Source organism: Vibrio sp. MA40-2 (assembly GCF_047302445.1).
Classification (GTDB): domain Bacteria; phylum Pseudomonadota; class Gammaproteobacteria; order Enterobacterales; family Vibrionaceae; genus Vibrio.
In genome coordinates this window covers 2,122,643-2,144,231 of record NZ_CP178628.1, presented here as the reverse complement: position 1 = coordinate 2,144,231, position 21,589 = coordinate 2,122,643, and the positions used below count along the sequence as shown (strand labels likewise).

Genomic DNA, 21,589 nt, shown 5'->3' with positions numbered 1-21,589 from the left:
GCATTAGCTATTTTCTTTTTTAAATTGATTTGGACTTCTACCGACATTTTTCTTAAACACCCTTGAAAAATAAAGAGGATCATTATATCCAACTAATTTCGCAATATCGCTAATAGAGTCTCCGGTATTTGCCAGCATATTTTTAGCACAAGAAATACGTTGCTCATCTCGCCATTTTATAATGCTCATGTACACTTGATTTTTGAATAAATTCATTAATCTAGACTCGGACAAATTAACTTGTTCTGCTAGGTATTCAATCGAATAATCTTTATCTAAGTTACGTGAGATAATATCAATAACCTTTAAAACACGATCATCATACCGATTACCATAAATACTAGGTTGTAATGACTTACATTGAATAATTAGCTTCTCTAAAATCGCATACGCAATTTCGGTGCTCAAAGGTAGATCACTCTTTATATTTTTCTCTATTTTTATAAAATTTCTATTTAATACATCAATATCTTTTTGGTTAGTAATATGTGATGTATATATACTACCTATTTTTTTATCCCAAGATAGCCATTCTTGCCAATGTTCTCTTGGTCTAAAATACACCCAACGTCTTTCCCATGACTCAAAATCTGGATTTCTAAAGTAATAATGTGGTACAGATGGCGGCAATAGTAATATATCATTCTCTTTCACCACAAAGGTTTCATTATCACTTACAAGCAAGCCACTGCCTTTGGTCGTAATATTTAATGTGAATCCTTTCATACCATTTGGTCTATTGACTAAAAAATCTCTATTATTATCTTTTTCACTGTAGGTACGACCTGACATTAAATCATTACCAAATTGATAATCTGGTTTGGAAGGGTCTGTTTCCACATTAAGTCCTTTCTATTTATATCAAGAGAATATTACAAATATCGTTAAAGTATACACTGTTTATTCATTGCTGTAAGTTTCACTTTTACTCACTCTACATTTATAGCTAGGCTATATTATCAACACATAAAATCATTGGACTATACTATGAAATTTATGCCGAAGATCATACTTATTAATAAGGATATAAAGTAAAGTACGAATGTTAATAAAAATTAATAACCTTATTAAGTGGCTAAAATTATTTGATTTATTTTACTAAACTAAAACGAATACACTTTTTGTATCTTGCAGTGCTTTTTACTATTTATTCGTTGTTCTCACTTCAACAGCCATTCTAATACTGGTTTTAATATGCTTCAAGACAAGGAATAACAATGACGTCAACTATCGGTTGCCACGTAATGGCAAAACCTTCCGGTTCAGTCTGCAATATAGATTGCGAATACTGTTTTTATCTAGAGAAAGAGATGCTCTACCCTGAGCGACAAGCGAATTGGCGCATGTCAGATGAAACGTTACAAGCCTTCATTAAGCAACACATCGAAGCGCAGCCAAATAACACGGTTGAATTTGCATGGCAAGGTGGCGAGCCAACTCTGCTCGGCATAGAGTTTTATCAAAAGGTTGTCTCTTTATGCGAAAAATACCGTGGTAATAAAACCATTAACCACGCTTTTCAAACTAACGGCATACTTTTAAATGACCAATGGTGCCAATTCTTCAAAAAGCATCATTTTCTTATTGGCATATCCATTGATGGGCCAGAAGATTTACATGACCGTTATCGAGTAACACGGAGTAAAAAAGGCACACACGCAAGCGTGCTGGCGGCGGTTAATTTGCTCAAAAAACACCACATAGAGTTTAATACTCTTACTGTTGTTAACGCCGAGAATGTAAAGCATCCTTTGCGCGTTTATCAGTTCCTAAAATCCATTGGTTCGACGTTTTTGCAGTTTATTCCCTTAGTAGAACGCACCACTCAAACCTCACACAATGATACACATCTCCTTGCTGGGCCGTCCGACTCACTAGCAAAAGTGACACCTTGGTCGGTAGACCCAAAAGAATATGGGCAATTTTTAACTACGATTTTCGACTATTGGGTTCGCCACGATGTTGGTTCTACTTTTGTACAAATGTTTGATTCGACATTAGCTAGTTGGACTGGTAACGCAAGTGGAATCTGCATTTTCTCCAAACAATGTGGCCATGTTTTAGCATTAGAGTCGAATGGTGATTTGTACCAATGTGACCATTATGTGTACCCAGAATACAAACTTGGAAATATTCATAGTAGCGATATTTCTACACTAAACAATAGTGACAAGGCGATACAATTTGGTGTAGATAAATTCACTACCCTAAACGATAAATGCCGAGAGTGTCGATACCAATTCGCGTGTTTTGGCGGTTGCCCAAAACATAGATTTGAGCGTGGGCCATCCGGAAAACCCGATCATAACTATTTGTGCAGTGGTTACTTTGATTTCTTTCGCCATAGTGAAAAAGCCATGCAGGTAATGGCTCAATTGCTCAGGCAACGTCGACCCGCTGCAGAAATCATGGCCTATTATGCCATACAAGATAACGACACCGGAAAGCCTGAGCCTTCTATTCGTATAGGCAGAAATGAACCGTGTCCATGCGGCAGTGGAAAAAAATTCAAAAAATGTTGTGGTTAGCTAATATAACAAAACCTCAAGCGGCCCTTTTCTATCTTGTGATATAGCAACGTTGTTTGTTCACAAACCGTGATCAAAGACACTAAATTACAAATCAATAACCGAAATTTTTTGTAATGCGATTTAGTTCCCAAATGAGCGTCTATTTGTATTATAAGATGACATTGTGATTTCAAATCAATGTGAGCAATTATTCTTTTGTACTACTAATATTACAAAATTGTTTTCGTTGAATAGGTACAAATTACTTAAATATAGCACATATAAAAACAAGGATTTCGTGAATGAAAAAGACTCTGATATCGCTAGTCGCAGCTTCTGTACTAGCTACTTTTACTGTTAATGCCAAAACACTTACCCTAGGCCATGCAATGAACTTAAACAGTGCCGCTCACCAAGGTATGGTTTACTTTGCAGACAAAGTGAAAGAAAAGTCCGGCGGTGATATAGACGTTAAGATTTTTCCAAACGGCATGCTAGGTTCAGAACGCGATCAAGCAGAACAGGTTGTTACTGGTGCATTAGATATGGCGAAAATTAACGGCTCATTAGCCGAATCGTTTGAACCAACTTATAAAGCTATCTCAATTCCTTATCTATTCCGCAACGCTGAACATATGCACGACTTTATGCGTAGTGAAGCAGCTGAAAAACTACTTGCTTCAAGTAAAGGTAAAGGCTTTGTTGGTATAACATTATACGATTCAGGTTCTCGTAGTTTTTATAGTGCTAAGCCAATTAATACACCAGAAGATCTAGCTGGTTTAAAAATTCGTGTTCCTGAATCTCCAACTATGATGGAAATGGTTCGTCTACTTGGTGCACGTGCTACACCAGTACCATTTACTGAGGTTTATACTGCTCTGCAACAAGGCGTTATTGACGCTGCGGAAAATAACATCTCTAGCCTAGTAGAAATGAGACACTCAGAAGTGGCTAAATACTACGCAATGGATCAACACATGATGACGCCTGACCTTATCATGATTTCTGAAGCAACTTGGGGTAGCTTAGATGCGGACGAACAAAAAATCGTTAAAGAAGCAGCTCTAGAATCTATGGAAGAAGAGATCAAGATTTGGGCTGCTACCGATGCTAAAAACATGAAAATTGCTAAAGAATCTGGCGTGACCTTTATCGATGTAGATACTAGCAAATTCCGTGAAAAAGTGCTTCCTATGATTGAAGAAGCGAAAAAAGATGAAAAACTAAAAAGCTATATAGACGCTATCGAAGCGCTATAAGCCAAACGTTATTTTTTACTCATTGCCCTCCCTATTTGGAGGGCTTATTTTCTGATATTGATTTGGAGTGAAGATGTACTCAATTTTACGTCAATTTAAAACTTTTCTAGATAAAGCTATTCTCACCTTTTGTGGGTTTGCTATTGTCACTCTAGTCATAACCGTTACTTGGCAAGTATTTAGTCGTTATGTTCTCAACAACCCAAGCTCATTTACTGATGAATTAGCAAGATATACGATGATCTGGTTTGGTCTTGCAGGAGCAAGTTACTTATTCGGCAAAAATGGTCACTTAGCCATTACATTGTTCATCGACTCAATCAAAGTAACACACCGCAAATACTTTCATGTACTCATTAACCTTGTCTCTATCATCTTCATTAGCTTAGCCATGGTCAAAGGTGGTATGCAGTTAATGGGTAGAACCATGATGCAGTTTTCACCTGCATTACAAATCCCAATGGCTTACGTTTATTTTATCTTGCCTCTTGCCGGGATCATTATGTTGATCTATCTCGCTTTAAATACCGTTGAAGTATTTGCTCCTGCTCAATCTATTAAGGAAGACAAATAATATGGATATCTCAGTTGGTTTTTGGCTGTTATGCCTATTCCTTTTTCTAATCGCATTTAGCGTCCCTATCGCTATTGCTATCGCCATGTCTTCATTGGTGATCATGTGTTCAATTCTTCCTATGGATGTCGCCTTTATGACAGCCGGGCAGAAAATAGTTACCGGTATCGACAGTTTTAGTTTACTTGCCATACCCTTCTTTATTTTAGCTGGTAACATCATGAACCGCGGTGGTATCGCCACACGTTTAGTGCAATTCGCCAAAATAATTGTCGGTCGTATGCCTGGCGCGCTCTCTCATGTAAATGTGTTAGCCAACATGTTATTTGGCTCCGTTTCTGGCTCTGCGGTTGCCGCAGCGGCAGCGGTAGGTAAAACACTTGAGCCTGAATTAGAAAAAGAAGGATATGATAAATCGTATTCAACTGCGGTAAACGTTGCCTCATGTCCTGCTGGATTACTTATTCCACCAAGTAACTCTTTGATCGTTTTTTCGGTTGTAAGTGGCGGTACATCAATAGCTGCACTATTTATCGCCGGTTATGTTCCGGGCATTTTAATGGGCCTCAGCTGTATGGTTGTTGCTTATATTATTGCTAAGAAAAAAGGATACAAAAGTACCGCAATTAAGCTAACTATACGCGAAAAGCTTGTTATTACATGGCGTGCAATACCAAGCTTAGGCTTAGTTGTTGTCGTTATTGGTGGCATTATCGGGGGTATATTTACCGCCACAGAAGGTGCTTGCATAGCGGTATTGTATTCGTTTGGATTATCGCTCTGTTATCGGACACTTGGTCTAAAAGAACTACGGATGATCTGTGTCGAAACAGCAGAAATCACCGGCATTATGTTATTTTTGATCGGCGCTTCTACCATTATGTCTTGGGCAATGGCATTTACTGGCTTACCAAGTATGATAAGCGAATGGATGCTGTCTATTTCGGATAATCCGATTATCATCTTTATTCTCATGAACATAATCTTACTTATTGTCGGCATGTTTATGGATTTAACGCCAGCAGTATTGATATTCACTCCAATATTCATGCCTATTGCAACACAGCTGGGAATGCACCCAATTCACTTCGCTATGATGATGATATTCAACTTATGTATTGGTATTGCCACCCCTCCAGTAGGAACCGCATTGTTTGTGGGTTGTAGTGTTAGTGGGGCCAAAATTGAAAGCGTAATACGGTCAATACTGCCATTCTGTGCGGTACTTATTGTCACACTATTACTGATTACGTTTATCCCATCAATCAGTTTAGCTTTACCAAGAGCATTTGGTTTAATTAACTAATTTTACCAATAACGACTAAACTAAGGGGCAAGTGTGTAATCACTTGCCCTTTTTTATTTGCTGACCCCGTTCGTTTCGTTTATTCGTTTTCTTAGGCAAAAAAAGTAACCGGTTGGTTATTTTTTCGCTGTTGTGCGTCACCTTTGGTTGGCCAAGGACCATTCATTGTCGTTACTTTGTGCTCTGCTCGTATAAAAAGACTAAATTCGTAAGCAACAAATAACACCGCTAATACAATCGCTAACCAAACCATATATATTATTGATAATCCAAACTCAGTCATAATCTAATTCTCATAAAATGCGTTACTTTACGGGGACGGATCTTGCCTTCTGCATAAAGAGACAAGACCTAACTTTCATTAGTGTTTTACTTTTGTGCAATTATTAACCAAAACAAAGTTAACTAATAATTGGCTGTCTCTATTCTATTGATAGCTGTTTTCTATTTACGCATTTACGGGGGTCAGGTCTTGCCTTTTGCGTGGTTAAGCAAAAGGCAAGACCTAACCCCGTTCTGTGACCCCACTCTACTGTGATGTTGGTTCAAAAAATATGTCGGATTACTTTACACTTCTCATCATACAAAAATTAAAATTACTTTAAAATCAATAACATAAAAAATGGCATATATATTGCCTAATTTATGGCTGTTATTAATATATAAGTAAATTTAGTGTCTATTTGGCTCAAAAAATAAAAAATTACTATTAATTGGAGGTTTCATGCCTAGTTTTAAAAGGTATTTAAAGGTTGTTTCTATAGGATTGGTTTCGGCAATAATGTCTTTGTCCGCTAACGCAGCGCTTATTGTTGAACAGTATAATGATTATTGGAGTACAGATCTTAGCGCGTTAGAGTATTACGCAGCTACTTATACAGCAGATACAATTACCGAGTGGGATTACATCGATTTTACTGATGACCCGGCAGGTTTTGCTGGTGATATTGCAGGTAGTAACCCTTGGCCTTCAGCTTCTCAAGCTGGGGTAACAGGTGGCTCAGCAAGTCTTAACGACCAGTTCTTTGTTCGAATTACAGGTGATTTTTCAGTTGCAAGTGATGCGAACTACTTTTTCCAAACGTATAGCGATGATGGCATCTTCCTATATATTGATGGTGAGCTGATTATTAATGATCCAAACCTTCATGCAGAGCAACGACGCTCTGGTCAAATAGATTTAACTTCAGGCATCCACAGTATGGAACTGTATTTCTTTGAAAATGCAGGGGAGGCTTCACTAGAATTAAGCATAGCTTCCGAGTATTCAACTGCTTATACTCATTTCAACGATGTAAATAGTGTAGCAACAGTAGTAGACGTTCCAGAACCCGCTTCTTCTCTTCTATTTGCTATAGGCTTACTGGGTTTGGCTTCTCGACGTCTATTTCGCAACACCGTAAAATAGTGTCAGAACCAATAGTTTTACAATAAAGGGCCTAGTGGCCCTTTATTGTCAGCTTTTTTTACAGTTCATTTACGGGGTCAGGTCTTGCCTTTTGCGTGGTTAAGCAAAAGGCAAGACCTGACCCCGTTCGTTTCACGTGGCTAAGCAAAAGGCAAGACCTGACCCCGTTGCCCAACGCAAGTGCAGTAAAGTCACATTTCGCACACAAATGAATAATAAAGTATGCTATTCTAAATTGAGAATAAATTATCAAGGTGATAAAACCCCATCATGAACAGTAACTTACAACTATTCAAAAACATAGCGGCCTTTTTGGCACAACAAATGCAAGATTGTGAATTCGTAATACATGATTTGAGCAGCCTAGAGCGTTCAATTGTATTTATTGGTAATGGCCATATTAGTGGTCGAACTGTTGGAGATTCTGCCACAGATTTGGTGTTGAGGGTGCTCAAAGATAAAGAGTTCCTGACCAAAGATTACACCGATATTTATAAAAGTGTCTCGTCCACTGGTAAAGCATTTAACTCTTCGACATTTTTTATAAAAGAGAACAATGAGTTAGTTGGGCTACTTTGTATTAATCAAGATTTGACCAATTATCAAAATATGTTTGATGCTTTGGGTGGGATATTAAGGACATCTAATCCTGCCAGACCTGCAGCGGTATCTGAGCGATTGGTTCCGTCTGTTTCTAGCTTGCCAACCAATGTGATTGAAGAGGTATTTAACAAAAAAGTGTCTAACGTGACACGATTGACCAAAGAAGAAAGAATGGAAGTTATTAAGGAATTGGATAAAAAAGGCATCTTCCTTCTCAAGGGCTCTATTAGCGAAGTAGCGAAAACATTAAAAGTTTCAGACGCAACTATGTATCGCTACTTACAAAAAATTAAGTAAAATTTTTTACCAAAAATTGATAAATTTTTATCAGGAAGATTTTTTATTATTATTTACAGGGATATTATGAAATTTATTAATACTACCGATGCCCCCGCACCAATAGGTGCTTACGCTCAAGCTACTGCCTATAATGGCGTGATTTATGTTTCCGGACAATTGCCTATAGACAGTAAGGGAGAAATGGCAAAAGACGTGCGAACGCAGACCAAGCAAAGTTTAAACAATATATTGGCTATTTTGCAGTCTCAGGGTTCAAAAAAAGAAAACATCCTCAAGGTTCAAGTGTTTACTACTGATCTCAATTCTTTCACAGAAATAAATGAAGAATATCAATCGTTTTTCGGAAAACACACTCCAGCCAGAGCGGTAGTTGAGGTTAGCGCACTGCCTAAAGGCGCAATGGTTGAAATTGACACCATTGCGATAGCGGGAGAATAGCGATATGAATAAACATATGAAGGATGCGTTTGCCTCTGTCTCAGGTGGGCTATTCGACGAAGTAATCAAAGCAGATGTGGGTGAAGGAGCCGGTAAAATCCTTGAATCTGGTGGGACAATTCTAGCGTGGGCCGATCCTGATTTCCCTGACCCAGCGATGCCAAAAAGTGTGCAAAATGCACTAATGGAAAGCGTCCAATTGGGAATTTCATCACACTATGTTATGCCAATAGGACCGCGTGAATTACGTGTTGCTATTGCCAATAAAATACAAAGCCAAACCGGCTTAAATCTCGATCCTAGCCGTAACATTATTGTTACTCCTGGGTCTGATTCAGGGTTATTTTATGCCATGTATCCTTTTTTAGAAAAGGGTGACGAAGTCCTAATCCCTACGCCAACGTATCCAAACAATCTTGTTAACGTGTCGTTGATGGGTGCCAACGCAGTGCAAGTGCCTACATCACCACAAGATAATTACCAAATACGTCGAGCAGACTTAGAAAAACACCTCACGCCAAAAACCAAAATGTTAGCAATTTGTCATCCAAACAACCCAACGTCGGTTGTTTATCGTGAAGATTCGATAATGGAGATTTGTGAATTTGTTATCGAAAACGATCTTATTCTTGTATGTGATCAGGCATTTGAGGACATCATTTTTGACGGTATTAAATTTGTCAGCCCAGCAGCTATTGAAGGAATGCTAGAAAGAACCGTGACCGTATGTTCTCTATCAAAAGGCTATGGTTTAAGCGGTCTTCGTATTGGATACATTTACACCAGCGATAAACTTATCGACAAATATTACGGTGCAGCGGTCAACATACTCGGCGCACCTTCTCATTTATCGTGTGCCGGTGCATTAGCCGCACTAAACGACCACTCTATTATCGCAGAACGAACAACTCGGTTAGAAAAACGTCGAGACATGATTACCGAGATATTTAATAGCATTCCGGGAGTGGAATGTAAAAAACCAGAAAGTGGCATTTTGCAGTGGCTTGACGTGAATGCTGTTGGAGATGGTGAGGAGATAACTCAATTTGTACTTAAAGACCAAAATGTTTTGGTCAATCCTGGTGGCCAATATGGAAAAGGATTTGAAGGCCACCTTCGCCTGATTTACGGATGTTTCCGTGATGATGAGAAAATAATCGAAGCTTGTGAGAGGGTAAAAGATGGGATCATTAACTTTAAATAACGTGACAAACAGTTCGGTAAAGGAATTACCAATGTTTAACAATCAAGCAATCGCCTTGCTTCCGTTAAGCTTCTTTTTTATTTCCTGTATTGTGCTTTTTTCTCACTATATGACTTACGATATGCATGTTCTAGCGGGAGCAGCATTTATAGGGCTTATGTTGACCAGCCTGGTGGCATCAAATAGAACCGCTTATTGGGATTCAGTTCTAAAAGGGATAGCAAGTAAGGAAAGCGTTACTATTTTCTTATTATTGCTGCTAATAGGAATGTTTTCGCAAATGATTAAAGTCAGCGGTTTATCTAATGGCTTGATTTGGTTTGCGCAATCTTTCGAATTTTCATCAGGTGGATTTGTTGCATTCTCGTTTATTGCCGTATGTATCGTTGCAACAGCCACTGGTTCTTCAATCGGGACCATGTTTGCTGCCTTTCCTGTCTTTTATCAAACCGGTATTGCTCTAGGTGTCGATGAAGCGGTTTTGGCAGGCGCGATTGCTTCGGGTTGTATTTTTGGCGATAACCTTGCACCAATTTCCGATACAACCATTGCTTCTGCATCAACCCAAACCGTCAAGAAAACCGGACAATCGGCAGATATTGGTGGCGTAGTGCGTTCACGATTCAAATACGCGGCCATTGCCGCGGTGTTGACTACCATATTATATTTAGTGATAGCCCCTGAAACCACACTGACTTATACCAGTGAAGCGTTAGAGTTCTCGCCTTATAATTTGTTAATGTTAATTCCCGTTATCGTGCTATTAGTTGTTTCTAAGCTAACCCATAATATTTTTATTGCAACGAGTGTCGCGCTAGCCTTCGGTTGCGTATTAGGGCTTGTTACTGGGATTTTCGACGGCTCTCAACTTTTCCATTCCGATGGTTCTTTAGGTAACCACGCTTCTGGTTTTTTAGCCGATGGTATTAAGGGAATGATGGGCACAGCGATTCTTGTTGTATCTATTTTCGGTATTATGGGCGTGGTTAAAAACGCCGGTATCATCGAAAGTCTTACCAAGACTCTGATGTCTTCATCACTATGTAAAACAGCAAAAGGTTTTGAAATCGTCAGCGCCATTGTTATCAATATCGTAACCATGTTATTCGGCGGAGTAACTAGTGCAACTATTTTATCTGTTGGCCCTATAATTAATGAAGCGGGACAACGACTAAATATTCACCCTTACCGCAGAGCAAATCTTCTGGATGGTTTTTCTAACTCCTTGGCATTAGTCATCCCATTCTTTAGTGTGTTTGTCTTTATCGCCGCAGCATTAAGTGGTGTCGAACCAAACGCGGTAGCGGCTGCCTTCTTATATCCTGTTATGCTGTTCATCGTATTATTTGGGTCAGTTATAACTGGAATAGGTTTCAAAGAAGAATCATAACGATAAGTTAATATCAGGCGATGTCTTGCATGTATGCCAGAACATCGCCTCATTAAATCGCAACTTTGATACAGGGACACACACCTTATAACTGGAAGCTAAACTGACATTTTAAAGGTGCCTGTCCCCTTATCTCCCTTATCTATCAACTGAAACAAACACCCTGTTTGACCACTGATGGTGCGCGCTCCACTAACACTTCACCGTTGCGCACAGACCACAGAACATCAGCTTGTTCACGAATGACAGTTGCATCATCTTGGCCTTGTAAAATAATAAAGTTGGCTGGTTTACCAATTTCTATTCCGTATTTATCAGTAATGTTCATCACTTGGGCGCCATTATCGGTAATAAAATCGAGCGCTGTTTTGAAATCATCGTATCCCATCATATGGCAAGCGTGCAGTGCAAAGTCCACCTGACGAAGTAACTTGCCGTTACCTAAGCTATACCACGGGTCTTGAATTGAATCTTGAGCTAGTGCGACATTTATTCCTGCATCACGTAACTCTTTAACTCGGGTGATTCCGCGTCGTTTCGGGAAAGTATCAAAACGACCTTGTAAGTGAGTATTTTCTGTCGGACACGAAACAAAATTAATACCAGACATTTTTAATAATCGAAATAATTTCGAACAGTAGGCATTATTATATGAGTGCATAGCCACTGTATGGCTGGCGGTTACTTTGCCTTTCATGCCAGTTTCTAACGCTGCGGTTGCAAGCACTTCCAAAAATCGCGAATTGCCGTCATCAATTTCATCGCAATGTACATCAACAAGCTTATTATGTTTTTTAGCTAAATCCATCACCCAACGCATTGACTCTACGCCATATTCTCTGGTGAATTCAAAGTGTGGAATACCACCAACAACATCGGCACCGATGTGTAACGCCTGTTCCATTAACGCTTTGCCATTAGGGAAAGACAAAATGCCTTCTTGTGGAAAGGCGACTATTTGTAAATCCAAGTAAGGCGCTAACTTCTTTTTTAACGGTACGATTGCCTTGAGAGCTGTTAAATCGGGGTCTGTCACATCTACATGGGTGCGTATATATTGAACACCATGACTAATTAATAATTCAGCCGCTTTTAGTACTCGGCTTTGTACGTCTTGTTCATTGAGCATCGGTTTTCTTTCCGCCCAACATTCTATCCCTTCAAACAAGGTTCCACTTTTATTCCATCGTGGTTCACCAGCCGTTAACACAGCATCTAAGTGGATATGTGGCTCAACCAAAGGAGCACAAATCAATTGTTGTTGAGCATCAATATCACAAGGCTCTTCGCTGACACCTTGTTGTTGAGTAATTTGAGTAAAATAACCATTAATACATTCAATTGTATATAAACAGGGTTGATGTCTCATACGGGCGTTGATGATTTTCATAAGGCTCCTTAACGGGATTCTGTTTGCGGCAAAATAAAGGACTCGATAACGAGTGCGTTTTGTATCGCTAATCGATTGCCTGCATCGTCTAGTGAGAGATGTGTTCTTTGTTCAAATTTCTGAATTCTTGCGGTCACCGTATTACGATGGATACCCATATCTGACGCAGTACTTCTAACCGAACATAAATTAGTGAAATAACAACGCAGCGTTTGCTTAACCTGCCCCACATCTTCTCCATTCAATTGATAATAGGGGCCAAGATATCGATGACAAAAATCGTGTAACCGTTCAATATCATCAACAGCGGCAAATAATTGTTGTAAACCGAACGTTTTATAGTGGAAAACTTGCCCTCGGAAATGGCGATGGATAAATTCGGTGCACTGTTTAGCTTGAAATGCTAAGCGATTTAACTTACTTAACGTGAAACCATCACTTACACCAATACTCGATAAAAGTTGTTTACTTTGTAGCATAGAATGTAGATGCTGCCATGCCTCCATTTTTGCCTGGTTATTGTCATGATCTTTTACTAAGCAAAGTAGCCATCCTGTTCGATACTCGATTACTGGGAAAGGGCTTTTTTGCTCGGCAATAAATTCTCTTAATATAAATTTCCATGATTCAATACTTTTACTTGCACTGGTGTTTGGCAATACCATTGCCATCGATAATTCACTGTCATGCGGCAAGCCAATATCTCGCGCCTGTTCCAGAGCTATCGCTTCGGTTTCTGTTGGGTTTTCTACCAATTGAGTTAAAAACCATTCTTTTGACCGCTGAGCAAAGGTACTTTGGATAATCGCGTTGGACAGTCTTTCTGTCACCACAACCATTGGTAGTGAAAAAGGTTGTTCTAATAACGGTAATTGATGCTCATTGGCTAAAGTCACCCAATCTAGATTTAACGCAGATATATGTGCCGAGCCAGTTAACAGAATAATCGCCGCTGCATTTTTATTCTTTGCAGAATGAAGCAGACAAATAAACTCGTCATCGGTCCAACTACGATTGATACCAGTGATAAAAATCACTTCACCACCGACTAGCCACGGGTCGAGTTCGTGATCTTCGGCAAGATAAGGCCAACGAATGGCCTTATCTGCGAATTCTGCACCTGCACGTATGCGTATTGATTCCAACCCTTTTATAGTCGGAATATCTCGTACAGTAATCATTAATTACTACCCAACCTTAATCTCCGAACGCTGAGGAGATAACACGGTAACTAAGACGACATAACTGATACTCGCCACTAGCATACCGATAATAGGGGGTACCCATGGAGAAAAATAGGCGGATAATGAACCTAATGCGTATGCAGCTAACCCTTTTGTATCAAAATTTGGCAATTCAATATCAGTCAGTTTAGGTGGATTTCCTTTATATACTACCCAAAAATTGGTCATTATGATGGCACCAATTGGTGGGATAAATGTACCCAATAAAATCAAAAATGGAATGAGATAATTGTACATACCTAAGATGGCTAATAAGGTACCAATCGCCCCACCAATGACCGTAATTAAACCACGCTTATCGGTACGGAATAGGTTACAACCCGCCGCAGCGAAGTTATAAATCGTATTGTCCTGAGTTGTCCAAATATTGGCAAACAACATTAAGATAGCCGTAACCATAAAACCCTGCGCAACTAAGATATCGACAATATCAGACTGTTGATAAATCATCGCGCCAAACGCACCAATGAATACCATAAGTCCATTGCCAACAAAGAATGCGGCTAAGGTAGACACCACCGCTATTTTGCCTGTTTTTGAAAAACGACTCCAATTAGTCGCTTGCGTACCACCACTAATGAATGTTCCGATCACAACGGTAACCGCAGCACTAACACTCATACTCTCTTGTGGCGCAATATCAAACAAAGCCCCTACTCCGCCCACGTCGACTAATCCTGTATAAAAACAAAGTCCAATAAATGCCAACATCGCAGGAACAGAAATCTTAGACAGTAATTCCATTGCACGATAGCCAATAGAAGCCGTAATACAAAAACCAAAGCCAAATAAAACCATTAAAGGTATTTGCCATGTCTCATCAATACCAAGCAATTTTGTTAAAACCAAAGCCAAATAAAACCATTAAAGGTATTTGCCATGTCTCATCAATACCAAGCAATTTTGTTAATACAATTGCTATCGTAGCGACTCCCCATGCATACCAACCGATTTGTGTAAAACCGAGTACAAAGTCGGATAATTTACTACCAAATTCACCAAAACAATAGCGACCCAACAACACGGTATTCAGCCCTGTTTTATAAGCAATATACGCTAACGCGGCAGCATAGGTTCCCAAAATCAGGTTACCTATCACTAAAATCACAAGCAGTTCATTTAATGAAAATGCAGCACCTAAACTTCCTCCAGCCCACATAGTTGCAGTAAAAAAAGTGAACCCTGCCAGCATAACGGACATAGAAATAAGCCCCTTACGACTTCCAGCAGGCACAGCACTGAGTGGGTAATCGTTGTTTCCTTGCATAATGTAGTTCCCTTACATTGAGTGTGTAATAAAAGCCTACAATCTTTGTGCCACTTTAGCCGTATAAAAATAGCGCAAAATTGGTACAAATCCACAAACAATAATTGTACCAACTGCACTTATTGAATAATGCAAAGTGTACGACATGCACTAAGTTAGCCTAAGTTGCACCAGTTAGGATCCAATGATAAAGGGAGGACTCTATCGGGACAGGCATCATTATTTCATACTAAAAATAATGAGAGTGACTATTTATAAAGGTGCCTGTACTTGTAACATGCTTGTTGCAAAGGTGCCTGTCCTTGTAAAACAGACCTGAAATTGACTAATTTAACTATTTATTCTTCTTTAAAGGAAAAATGTCCGTTCTTTTTGTTTTCATCGCTAGCAAACTGAGAAAAGGAACAATAACAAAAAATGGAATTTACTATGTCTATCATTATGAGTTTAATCGGCATCGGATCGCTGATACTTATTGGTTTTCTATGCTCAGAAAACCGCAACAAAATTAACTTTCGAACCGTTTTACTTGCACTATCTATACAAATAGCTCTAGGCGCATTTGTTATGTATGTCCCTCTTGGGATGAAAATCATTGAATATCTTAGCCATGGTGTGAATGATATTATTGGTTTTTCAAATGCAGGGTTAAAATTTGTTTTTGGCGATTTGGCTGATTTCAAAATGGGCTTTATCTTTGCCATCAATGTACTTTGTGTGGTTGTATTCGTCTCTGCACTTATTTCGGTACTGTATTATTTAAAAATAATGCAGTTCATTATCAATACAATTGGTGGTGCGTTATCCAAAGTATTAGGTACAAGCAAAGCAGAATCTCTCTCCGCTACCGCTAATATTTTTGTTGGGCCGATCGAAGCACCATCTATGATTCGTCCTTTGGTTAAAAGAATGACTCGTTCTGAGCTGTTTGCTGTAATGACCGGAGGTTTAGCCAGTGTGGCAGGTGGTACAATGGTTGGTTATATCAATTTAGGTATTGATCCAACTTACATCCTCACAGCTTGCTTTATGACCGCACCAGCTGGGCTACTTTTTGCCAAACTAATGTGCCCTCAAACCGAACCTGAACTGGTCAATAATGAGGTTGATATTCATTCAGCGGATAAACCTAAGGGCTTATTAGAAGCGATTACCGATGGATCAACTATTGGTATGAATCAGGTCATTATCGTGACAGCTTTGCTTATTTCGTTTGTTGCGCTTATCGCTCTACTAAATGGAATTATCGGCGGTGTCGGTAACCTTGTGGGTATTGATGCACTCACCTTGGAAATTATCATTGGTTACTTACTTGCACCTTTAACATTTTTAATGGGTGTACCGTGGTCGGAGGCCGTGACAGCGGGTTCTATTATTGGACAAAAAATTGCCATCAACGAATTTGTTGCTTACATCAACTATTTAGACATTGCCGAGCAACTATCAGCCAAAACACAAGCCATCGTCATCTTTAGTTTATGCGGTTTTGCCAATATTGGTTCTCTCGCTATGGTGGTTGGCGGTATTGGTGCGATGTGTCCTGATAAACGAGAACTCATTTCCGCTATCGGGCCTCGAGTCTTACTTGCTTCTATTTTGGCTAATCTGATGTCTGGCACTATTGCTGGTGCTCTTATTTCACTCGGCTAACCTCATTTATCATTCAGGATAAGATGTTATCTTGTGCTCTGCCGCTTTACGCGCAAACCCAAGGCTAACATCTGTCCTACTGATTATCTTCAGTTAAGGAATATTATGTCTACTCCTCATATCAATGCGAACAAACACGATTTCGCAGAAACAATTATTATGTCTGGCGACCCACTAAGAGCCAAATATATCGCTGAAAAGTATTTAGACAACGTACGTGAAGTAACCAATGTCAGAGGCATTCTCGGTTTTACTGGCGTCTATAAATCTATGCCTATTTCTGTAATGGGTCATGGTATGGGCGGCCCATCAGCTTCTATCTATTTCCATGAATTAATGGCTTATTACGGTGTGAAAAATATTATTCGCGTGGGCAGTTGTGGCGCAATTTCTGACGATGTACAACTAAAAGATTTAATTATTGCGCAAGGTGCATGTACAGATTCAAAAATCAATCGTATCCGATTTCGAGACCATGATTTAGCCGCACTAGCAAACTTTGATCTGTTACACACTTGCTATCAAGTAGCAAAACAACGCGGCGTCAACTACAAAGTAGGCAACATTTTTTCATCTGATCTATTCTATCGCCCTGATGAAGATTATTATCAGCTAATGCAAAAGTATGGAATATTAGGGGTAGAGATGGAGATCAATGCTCTGTACGCATTAGCAGCAGAACATAATTGCCGTGCCCTTGGGATCTGCACCGTAACAGACCATATTGTTAATGAATTGCACCTTAGCTCAGATGAACGTCAAACTGGGCTAAATGAAATGGTCGAAATAGCACTGGAAACTGCACTAACATTTTAGTCTAGATGGAGTAAGGGTTTGGTTTTGGATGAAAGTACAGTGTACAAAAACCAAGCCTATCAATAGGAATATTTATGAAACATGCCATTCTCGGTTCTATTTTTCATACACCAGTATTAGGCTCGTTTGAACACCTTGCCGACGCACTGATCATTTTTGACAGCGATACCGGTGTAATTGAGCGAGTAGTTAACCCACAAGATCACGATTATGCGAGCAATGTTGAACATTTCTCAGCTATCGGGCAATTAGAAAAGCTATCACCTGGGCAAGTTATACTGCCGGGCATGATCGATCTGCATATTCATGCACCTCAATGGCCACAAGCCGGAAAAGGGTTGGATCTCCCACTTGATGAATGGTTACAAACCTATACCTTTCCACTAGAAAGCCGTTACAAAGATATTGATTTTGCCAAAAGTATTTATCCTGATCTTATAAACACATATTTGTCTCATGGCACTACAACCGCCGTTTATTTCGCGACAGTTGATGTTGAATCTTCAACTTATCTGGCACAAGAATGCTTGAATCAAGGTCAACGAGCGTTTGTCGGAAAAGTAGCAATGGATGATGTAGACATGTGTCCTGATTATTACAAAGATGAAAATTATCAAGCATCTATCGATCTTACTGAACAATTTATCAACAATGTAAGAAATCTAGAACAGAATAACGGCTTAGTTGAGCCCATTGTTACTCCTCGCTTTGTGCCGACCTGCTCAAAAGACGCAATGCATGGTCTTGGTTCTCTTGCAAAAAAATATGATTGCGCAGTGCAAACACATGCCAGCGAAAGCGATTGGGCAAGAGACTTCAGTGCTGATAAATACGGTAAAACAGATGTAGAGCTTTATGAAGAAGCCGGGCTTCTAGGGCCAAAAACATTGTTAGCGCATTCTATTTTCTTAACAGATGACGATATAAATATTGTGCAAAAACACAAATCGTCTATCGCCCACTGCCCACTCTCAAATATATTTTTTGCCAATGCCGCTCTGCCCTGTCGAGAATTATTAGACAAAAAAATTCAAATCGGTTTAGGTTCTGATGTCGCTGCATCCCCTTATCCTTCATTATTCAGATCATGTTTTGATGCAGTAACGCATTCGAGAGCACGTGAAAATGGAACGGACTATACATTAACAGGCTCAGAAAGAGGTACAGCAGATAGCAGAATCACTTTATTGGAAGCCTATTGGATGGCAACCACCGGTGGGGCTAAGACGTTAGGCCTAAATACAGGTGTAATGAGTACAGGCCGACTGTTCGATGCGATATGTGTGGATACAACGCATGAAGATTTTAATATTCATATCAACCTAGATAGCATTCAAGATATTTTTGAAAAAATCATTGCCTATACTAACAGAAGTAATATTATGAAAGTCTGGGTAAATGGTCAGGTTGTCAAACCGATGAAATAAACTATCAGTGGCACCTTAATTATCGTTCGATTTATAAGCAGTTTTTGGTGTCATTTTGCAACATATTATATCTATACTTCAATCCTCTGAGATCCCTGAAAAAAATTATCAAAAAGGCAGTTATTTATTAGAGCAATCTGTAGAAGTTTCCTCTTTGTTATTTTGTGTAAATGCTAACTTAACTATTTCTTACATTAATAGTAACGGTAACGAATTCATCTTGAAAATTAAGGAAAACTACACTGGATTCTTGGGAGAAATGGAGTTTTTTCAAACAGATAACCACTCATTGTTTAATGTAAAATCTAATCAACCTGGTACGTATTACAAATTAAATAAGCAGCAAGTGTTAAAAGTTCTCTCTACCAATACCGAGGTTTTTTCCGATTTAATGGAGTTAATGACCAAAAGATATAATACCAATGTCCAAAAGCTGATTGAAAGATTAACCCAACCAACTCGAACGAGTATTGAAAACCAAATCCTGCAAGCCTATAACCTTTCTAACCATGATTTTTTCGAGCTATCTTCAACTTTAAATTCGAAAAAATTAGGCATTACCTCTCGTACTTATCGAAGAATTATTCATGAGTTAATCAACGAAGGCATATTAGAAAAAGAAGGACGCCGCTATAAATTAATAGGCACACTGCAAACTGGCTAATGTTACCGAGACAGGCACTTTATTCACTCAGCTCTTTGCTAACCAAAGATAAGCAACCTTATTTAAAGTGACTGTCCCTGTAACAAACAGATTTTTGCATTTATATAACCATCAGTTTGTGCATAGGCAATAAATCTCTGAGTACATACCAACGATGGTAAGACGCGGCTTGATAAAAACGATAGGCAGGAAATTGCATCGCTTCATCACTAGTTTTTTGTGACAGATCTTCAAATCCTGCATTCCAGTCTTGATACTCTGGAATAGTCTCTGAGACATTAAATAACTTACGCTTAACCGTCGCTTCACACCATGCATCCATTCTTTGTTGTTTACAGCCTTGGACTCTAAGTACCGCTAATACAGACTCCTTTAGATTTACCCATGACCGATATTGAGATTCATCTCTATGTTGAGGGCATACCATAGCAACTTGGCGAAATGCGGCATGAATTTTTTCACAATATTCGAGAAAAGTATTGGTATTATCTCGCCAGCCAGAATCTCCATGATACTGGTAATTAAAACGCCACTTCAAGAATGGACGATCTGGAAAAGTAACAACAGCACCATGTCCTAATGCGCCAGAGACTTCTTCGGCAAGGTTAGATTTTATGTTACGGATCAGTGGCGTGAATTTTTCGAAAAAAGAAGATTTTTTACTCACAATATAGTCTTTAATTTCACCGCGTATTCCTTCAAATTCAAAACTCTCATTATCTACTCTATTTTGACGAGAACTAACACCAGAAAAACCATAATGAGCAAATGTATCCGCGTAGACATGAGCCATAATACCAACCAATTCAAGATAGTAAGGCTTTTCTTTTTGCGTAAGGTGGTGATCTCTCATTTGTTGAGCGATCGGGCTATCCTTGCGACAAACTAGTCTTTCAGTAAAACCTTCTCCTTCGTTTCCGGGAATAAAATGAAAAGGCACCCAAACATTCCTCTGTGCTTCAGAATTTACGTTATAAACTGATGTTGTATGAAATGCGGTGGGCTCCACACTACAACTTGACGCATCGCCAAACTCAATATTTCCTGTCTGAGCATTGTCATCGACAAATTGTGCGGAGGTAGCGATAATCTTTGCGGCATTCATAGATAGCCCAGCGGTGCGAGCCATGACATATGTGCCGTAGTAATGCATATCTGATTGCATAACTTTCCCCTATTAAATAGTTTTTAATGATTTTTTAGCTCAATTACCAACCTTACTTGCCAAGAATTTACATTTAAGCATCTAATGGAACCACGGTTTGATAACCCAATAGCAAAGCTTCCATTAGTATTTTAAAAAACAACATTCGTATTTTAAAAAGTAGCATCAGCATTCTTGAAAACGCTAAATAGACACGATTAATGAATATTGAAGTTAGCGTTTTTAATGTTATTAAAACAACATTATGTCAAATTTATACCGCTTTTTAATTGGTCGAAGAATAGCATTACTCTTGACTATTAGTTTGAATTTGCTAAAGAAACAATCTTGTCCATGGCAAAAAGCTAGCAAATTTATAAGCAATATCTTTCGTGAAAGGTTTAGGTCTAACATCAACTAAAAGCCGAGTTTTGGATAAAGGTTGGAACGATGGCGGAGTTACAGCCGAATGTTATATTTAACCAATTCGTGTCTGAATCACATGGATACAGTATTGTAAAAGAATACTGTATCCATGGCATTGGTCGAGAGATGCATGAATAACCCCAAGTACTCCATTATGGTAAACAAAATACGGGTCTTACTCTGAGAGGAGGCATGACTTTCACTATTGAGCCGATGTTGAATCAAGGTTCAGCAAAAATAAAAACAAAGAAAGATGGTTGGACTGTCGTTACGAGAAATAAGAAGCGATCCGTTCAATCTGAGCATACTATTTTGGTCACAAATTCTGGTTATGAAATGTTGACTCTACGCAATGAAGAATCTGCTGATTTGCATAGTCATATAAACAAGAATGTACAGAAATCATGGTAACCAAATGATTTACTGCTATCCATTAATCGCGATCAATCCCTGAAATTTTAGGCCTATAAATTAGGCATATTTTTCTACAAATATTTGTTTGTAAGATTTATGCCGTAAGTTTGGTCCACCCAAGCGATTTTGAAATCTGGTATCGTTCTATGTAA

At 38.9% G+C, this 21,589-nt stretch carries 20 protein-coding genes and 1 pseudogene; 14 read left to right on the top strand and 7 right to left on the bottom strand.

What is annotated here, in order from left to right:
• Positions 1-3: 3 nt before the first annotated feature.
• Entirely contained in the window at positions 4-840 is an 837-nt protein-coding gene (gene araC, locus ACLKML_RS17395) for an arabinose operon transcriptional regulator AraC (protein WP_413284258.1), read from the bottom strand.
• A gap of 377 nt (positions 841-1,217) precedes the next feature.
• Here araC and ACLKML_RS17390 point away from each other — a divergent pair, with 377 nt between their 5' ends.
• The 4 genes from ACLKML_RS17390 (at position 1,218) to ACLKML_RS17375 (ending at position 5,652) form a co-directional block, all read left to right on the top strand.
• Positions 1,218-2,528, top strand: a complete 1,311-nt coding sequence (locus ACLKML_RS17390) for an anaerobic sulfatase maturase (protein ID WP_413284257.1) — start codon at positions 1,218-1,220, stop codon at positions 2,526-2,528.
• Positions 2,529-2,812: 284 nt separating this feature from the next.
• Positions 2,813-3,772, top strand: coding sequence for a TRAP transporter substrate-binding protein (locus tag ACLKML_RS17385; RefSeq protein WP_413284256.1), 960 nt, complete (start codon positions 2,813-2,815; stop codon positions 3,770-3,772).
• An 82-nt stretch (positions 3,773-3,854) separates the two neighbouring features.
• Positions 3,855-4,346 (top strand): TRAP transporter small permease, encoded by a 492-nt coding sequence (locus tag ACLKML_RS17380; RefSeq protein ID WP_413285921.1) that lies wholly within the window; start codon positions 3,855-3,857, stop codon positions 4,344-4,346.
• 1 nt (position 4,347) lies between these two features.
• Positions 4,348-5,652 carry a TRAP transporter large permease gene (locus tag ACLKML_RS17375; protein WP_413284255.1) on the top strand — a complete coding sequence of 435 codons (1,305 nt, stop codon included), beginning with the start codon at positions 4,348-4,350 and terminating at the stop codon, positions 5,650-5,652.
• A gap of 91 nt (positions 5,653-5,743) precedes the next feature.
• Here the strand turns inward: ACLKML_RS17375 and ACLKML_RS17370 are convergent, their stop codons facing one another.
• Positions 5,744-5,935, bottom strand: coding sequence for a hypothetical protein (locus ACLKML_RS17370; protein WP_413284254.1), 192 nt, complete (start codon positions 5,933-5,935; stop codon positions 5,744-5,746).
• 441 nt (positions 5,936-6,376) lie between these two features.
• Between ACLKML_RS17370 and ACLKML_RS17365 the strand changes: the two genes are divergently transcribed.
• The 5 genes from ACLKML_RS17365 (at position 6,377) to ACLKML_RS17345 (ending at position 10,995) form a co-directional block, all read left to right on the top strand.
• Positions 6,377-7,060: a PA14 domain-containing protein gene (locus tag ACLKML_RS17365; protein ID WP_413284253.1), complete on the top strand. Its 684-nt coding sequence runs from the start codon at positions 6,377-6,379 to the stop codon at positions 7,058-7,060.
• A 270-nt stretch (positions 7,061-7,330) separates the two neighbouring features.
• Complete coding sequence (locus tag ACLKML_RS17360) at positions 7,331-7,960, top strand: transcriptional regulator (protein WP_413284252.1); 630 nt, start codon at positions 7,331-7,333, stop codon at positions 7,958-7,960.
• 66 nt (positions 7,961-8,026) lie between these two features.
• Positions 8,027-8,401, top strand: coding sequence for a RidA family protein (locus tag ACLKML_RS17355; protein WP_413284251.1), 375 nt, complete (start codon positions 8,027-8,029; stop codon positions 8,399-8,401).
• A gap of 4 nt (positions 8,402-8,405) precedes the next feature.
• Entirely contained in the window at positions 8,406-9,605 is a 1,200-nt protein-coding gene (locus ACLKML_RS17350; protein WP_413284250.1) for a pyridoxal phosphate-dependent aminotransferase, read from the top strand.
• A gap of 31 nt (positions 9,606-9,636) precedes the next feature.
• A complete protein-coding gene (locus ACLKML_RS17345) occupies positions 9,637-10,995 on the top strand; it encodes a Na+/H+ antiporter NhaC family protein (RefSeq protein ID WP_413284249.1) in 1,359 nt (452 codons plus the stop codon).
• A gap of 145 nt (positions 10,996-11,140) precedes the next feature.
• On the opposite strand, the gene codA is transcribed toward ACLKML_RS17345, so the two are convergent.
• From codA to ACLKML_RS17325, 4 genes are read right to left on the bottom strand one after another with little or no spacing between them, the layout of a single operon-like run.
• Positions 11,141-12,385 carry a cytosine deaminase gene (gene codA, locus ACLKML_RS17340; RefSeq protein ID WP_413284248.1) on the bottom strand — a complete coding sequence of 415 codons (1,245 nt, stop codon included), beginning with the start codon at positions 12,383-12,385 and terminating at the stop codon, positions 11,141-11,143.
• A gap of 8 nt (positions 12,386-12,393) precedes the next feature.
• The gene (locus ACLKML_RS17335; protein ID WP_413284247.1) at positions 12,394-13,566 is read right to left on the bottom strand and encodes a PucR family transcriptional regulator; all 1,173 of its coding nucleotides are present in this window, start codon (positions 13,564-13,566) and stop codon (positions 12,394-12,396) included.
• A gap of 6 nt (positions 13,567-13,572) precedes the next feature.
• On the bottom strand, positions 13,573-14,478 hold the full coding sequence (gene codB, locus ACLKML_RS17330) for a cytosine permease (protein ID WP_413284246.1): 906 nt from the start codon (positions 14,476-14,478) through the stop codon (positions 13,573-13,575).
• A complete protein-coding gene (locus ACLKML_RS17325; protein ID WP_413284245.1) occupies positions 14,450-14,896 on the bottom strand; it encodes a cytosine permease in 447 nt (148 codons plus the stop codon). Before ACLKML_RS17325 ends, codB begins: the two co-directional genes overlap by 29 nt.
• Positions 14,897-15,325: 429 nt before the next feature.
• On the opposite strand from ACLKML_RS17325, the gene ACLKML_RS17320 reads away from it, so the two are divergent.
• The 4 genes from ACLKML_RS17320 (at position 15,326) to ACLKML_RS17305 (ending at position 19,453) form a co-directional block, all read left to right on the top strand.
• Positions 15,326-16,546: a NupC/NupG family nucleoside CNT transporter gene (locus ACLKML_RS17320; RefSeq protein ID WP_413284244.1), complete on the top strand. Its 1,221-nt coding sequence runs from the start codon at positions 15,326-15,328 to the stop codon at positions 16,544-16,546.
• Between the two features lie 105 nt (positions 16,547-16,651).
• A complete protein-coding gene (gene deoD / locus ACLKML_RS17315) occupies positions 16,652-17,362 on the top strand; it encodes a purine-nucleoside phosphorylase (RefSeq protein ID WP_317718274.1) in 711 nt (236 codons plus the stop codon).
• 74 nt (positions 17,363-17,436) lie between these two features.
• Positions 17,437-18,789: a guanine deaminase gene (guaD, locus tag ACLKML_RS17310; RefSeq protein WP_413284243.1), complete on the top strand. Its 1,353-nt coding sequence runs from the start codon at positions 17,437-17,439 to the stop codon at positions 18,787-18,789.
• Positions 18,790-18,844: 55 nt separating this feature from the next.
• Entirely contained in the window at positions 18,845-19,453 is a 609-nt protein-coding gene (locus ACLKML_RS17305; protein ID WP_413284242.1) for a Crp/Fnr family transcriptional regulator, read from the top strand.
• Positions 19,454-19,553: 100 nt separating this feature from the next.
• On the opposite strand, the gene ACLKML_RS17300 is transcribed toward ACLKML_RS17305, so the two are convergent.
• Positions 19,554-20,618 carry a DUF6765 family protein gene (locus tag ACLKML_RS17300; protein ID WP_413284241.1) on the bottom strand — a complete coding sequence of 355 codons (1,065 nt, stop codon included), beginning with the start codon at positions 20,616-20,618 and terminating at the stop codon, positions 19,554-19,556.
• A 474-nt stretch (positions 20,619-21,092) separates the two neighbouring features.
• On the opposite strand from ACLKML_RS17300, the pseudogene ACLKML_RS17295 reads away from it, so the two are divergent.
• A pseudogene (locus ACLKML_RS17295) lies at positions 21,093-21,434 on the top strand (M24 family metallopeptidase); the annotation flags it as partial.
• Positions 21,435-21,589: the final 155 nt, after the last annotated feature.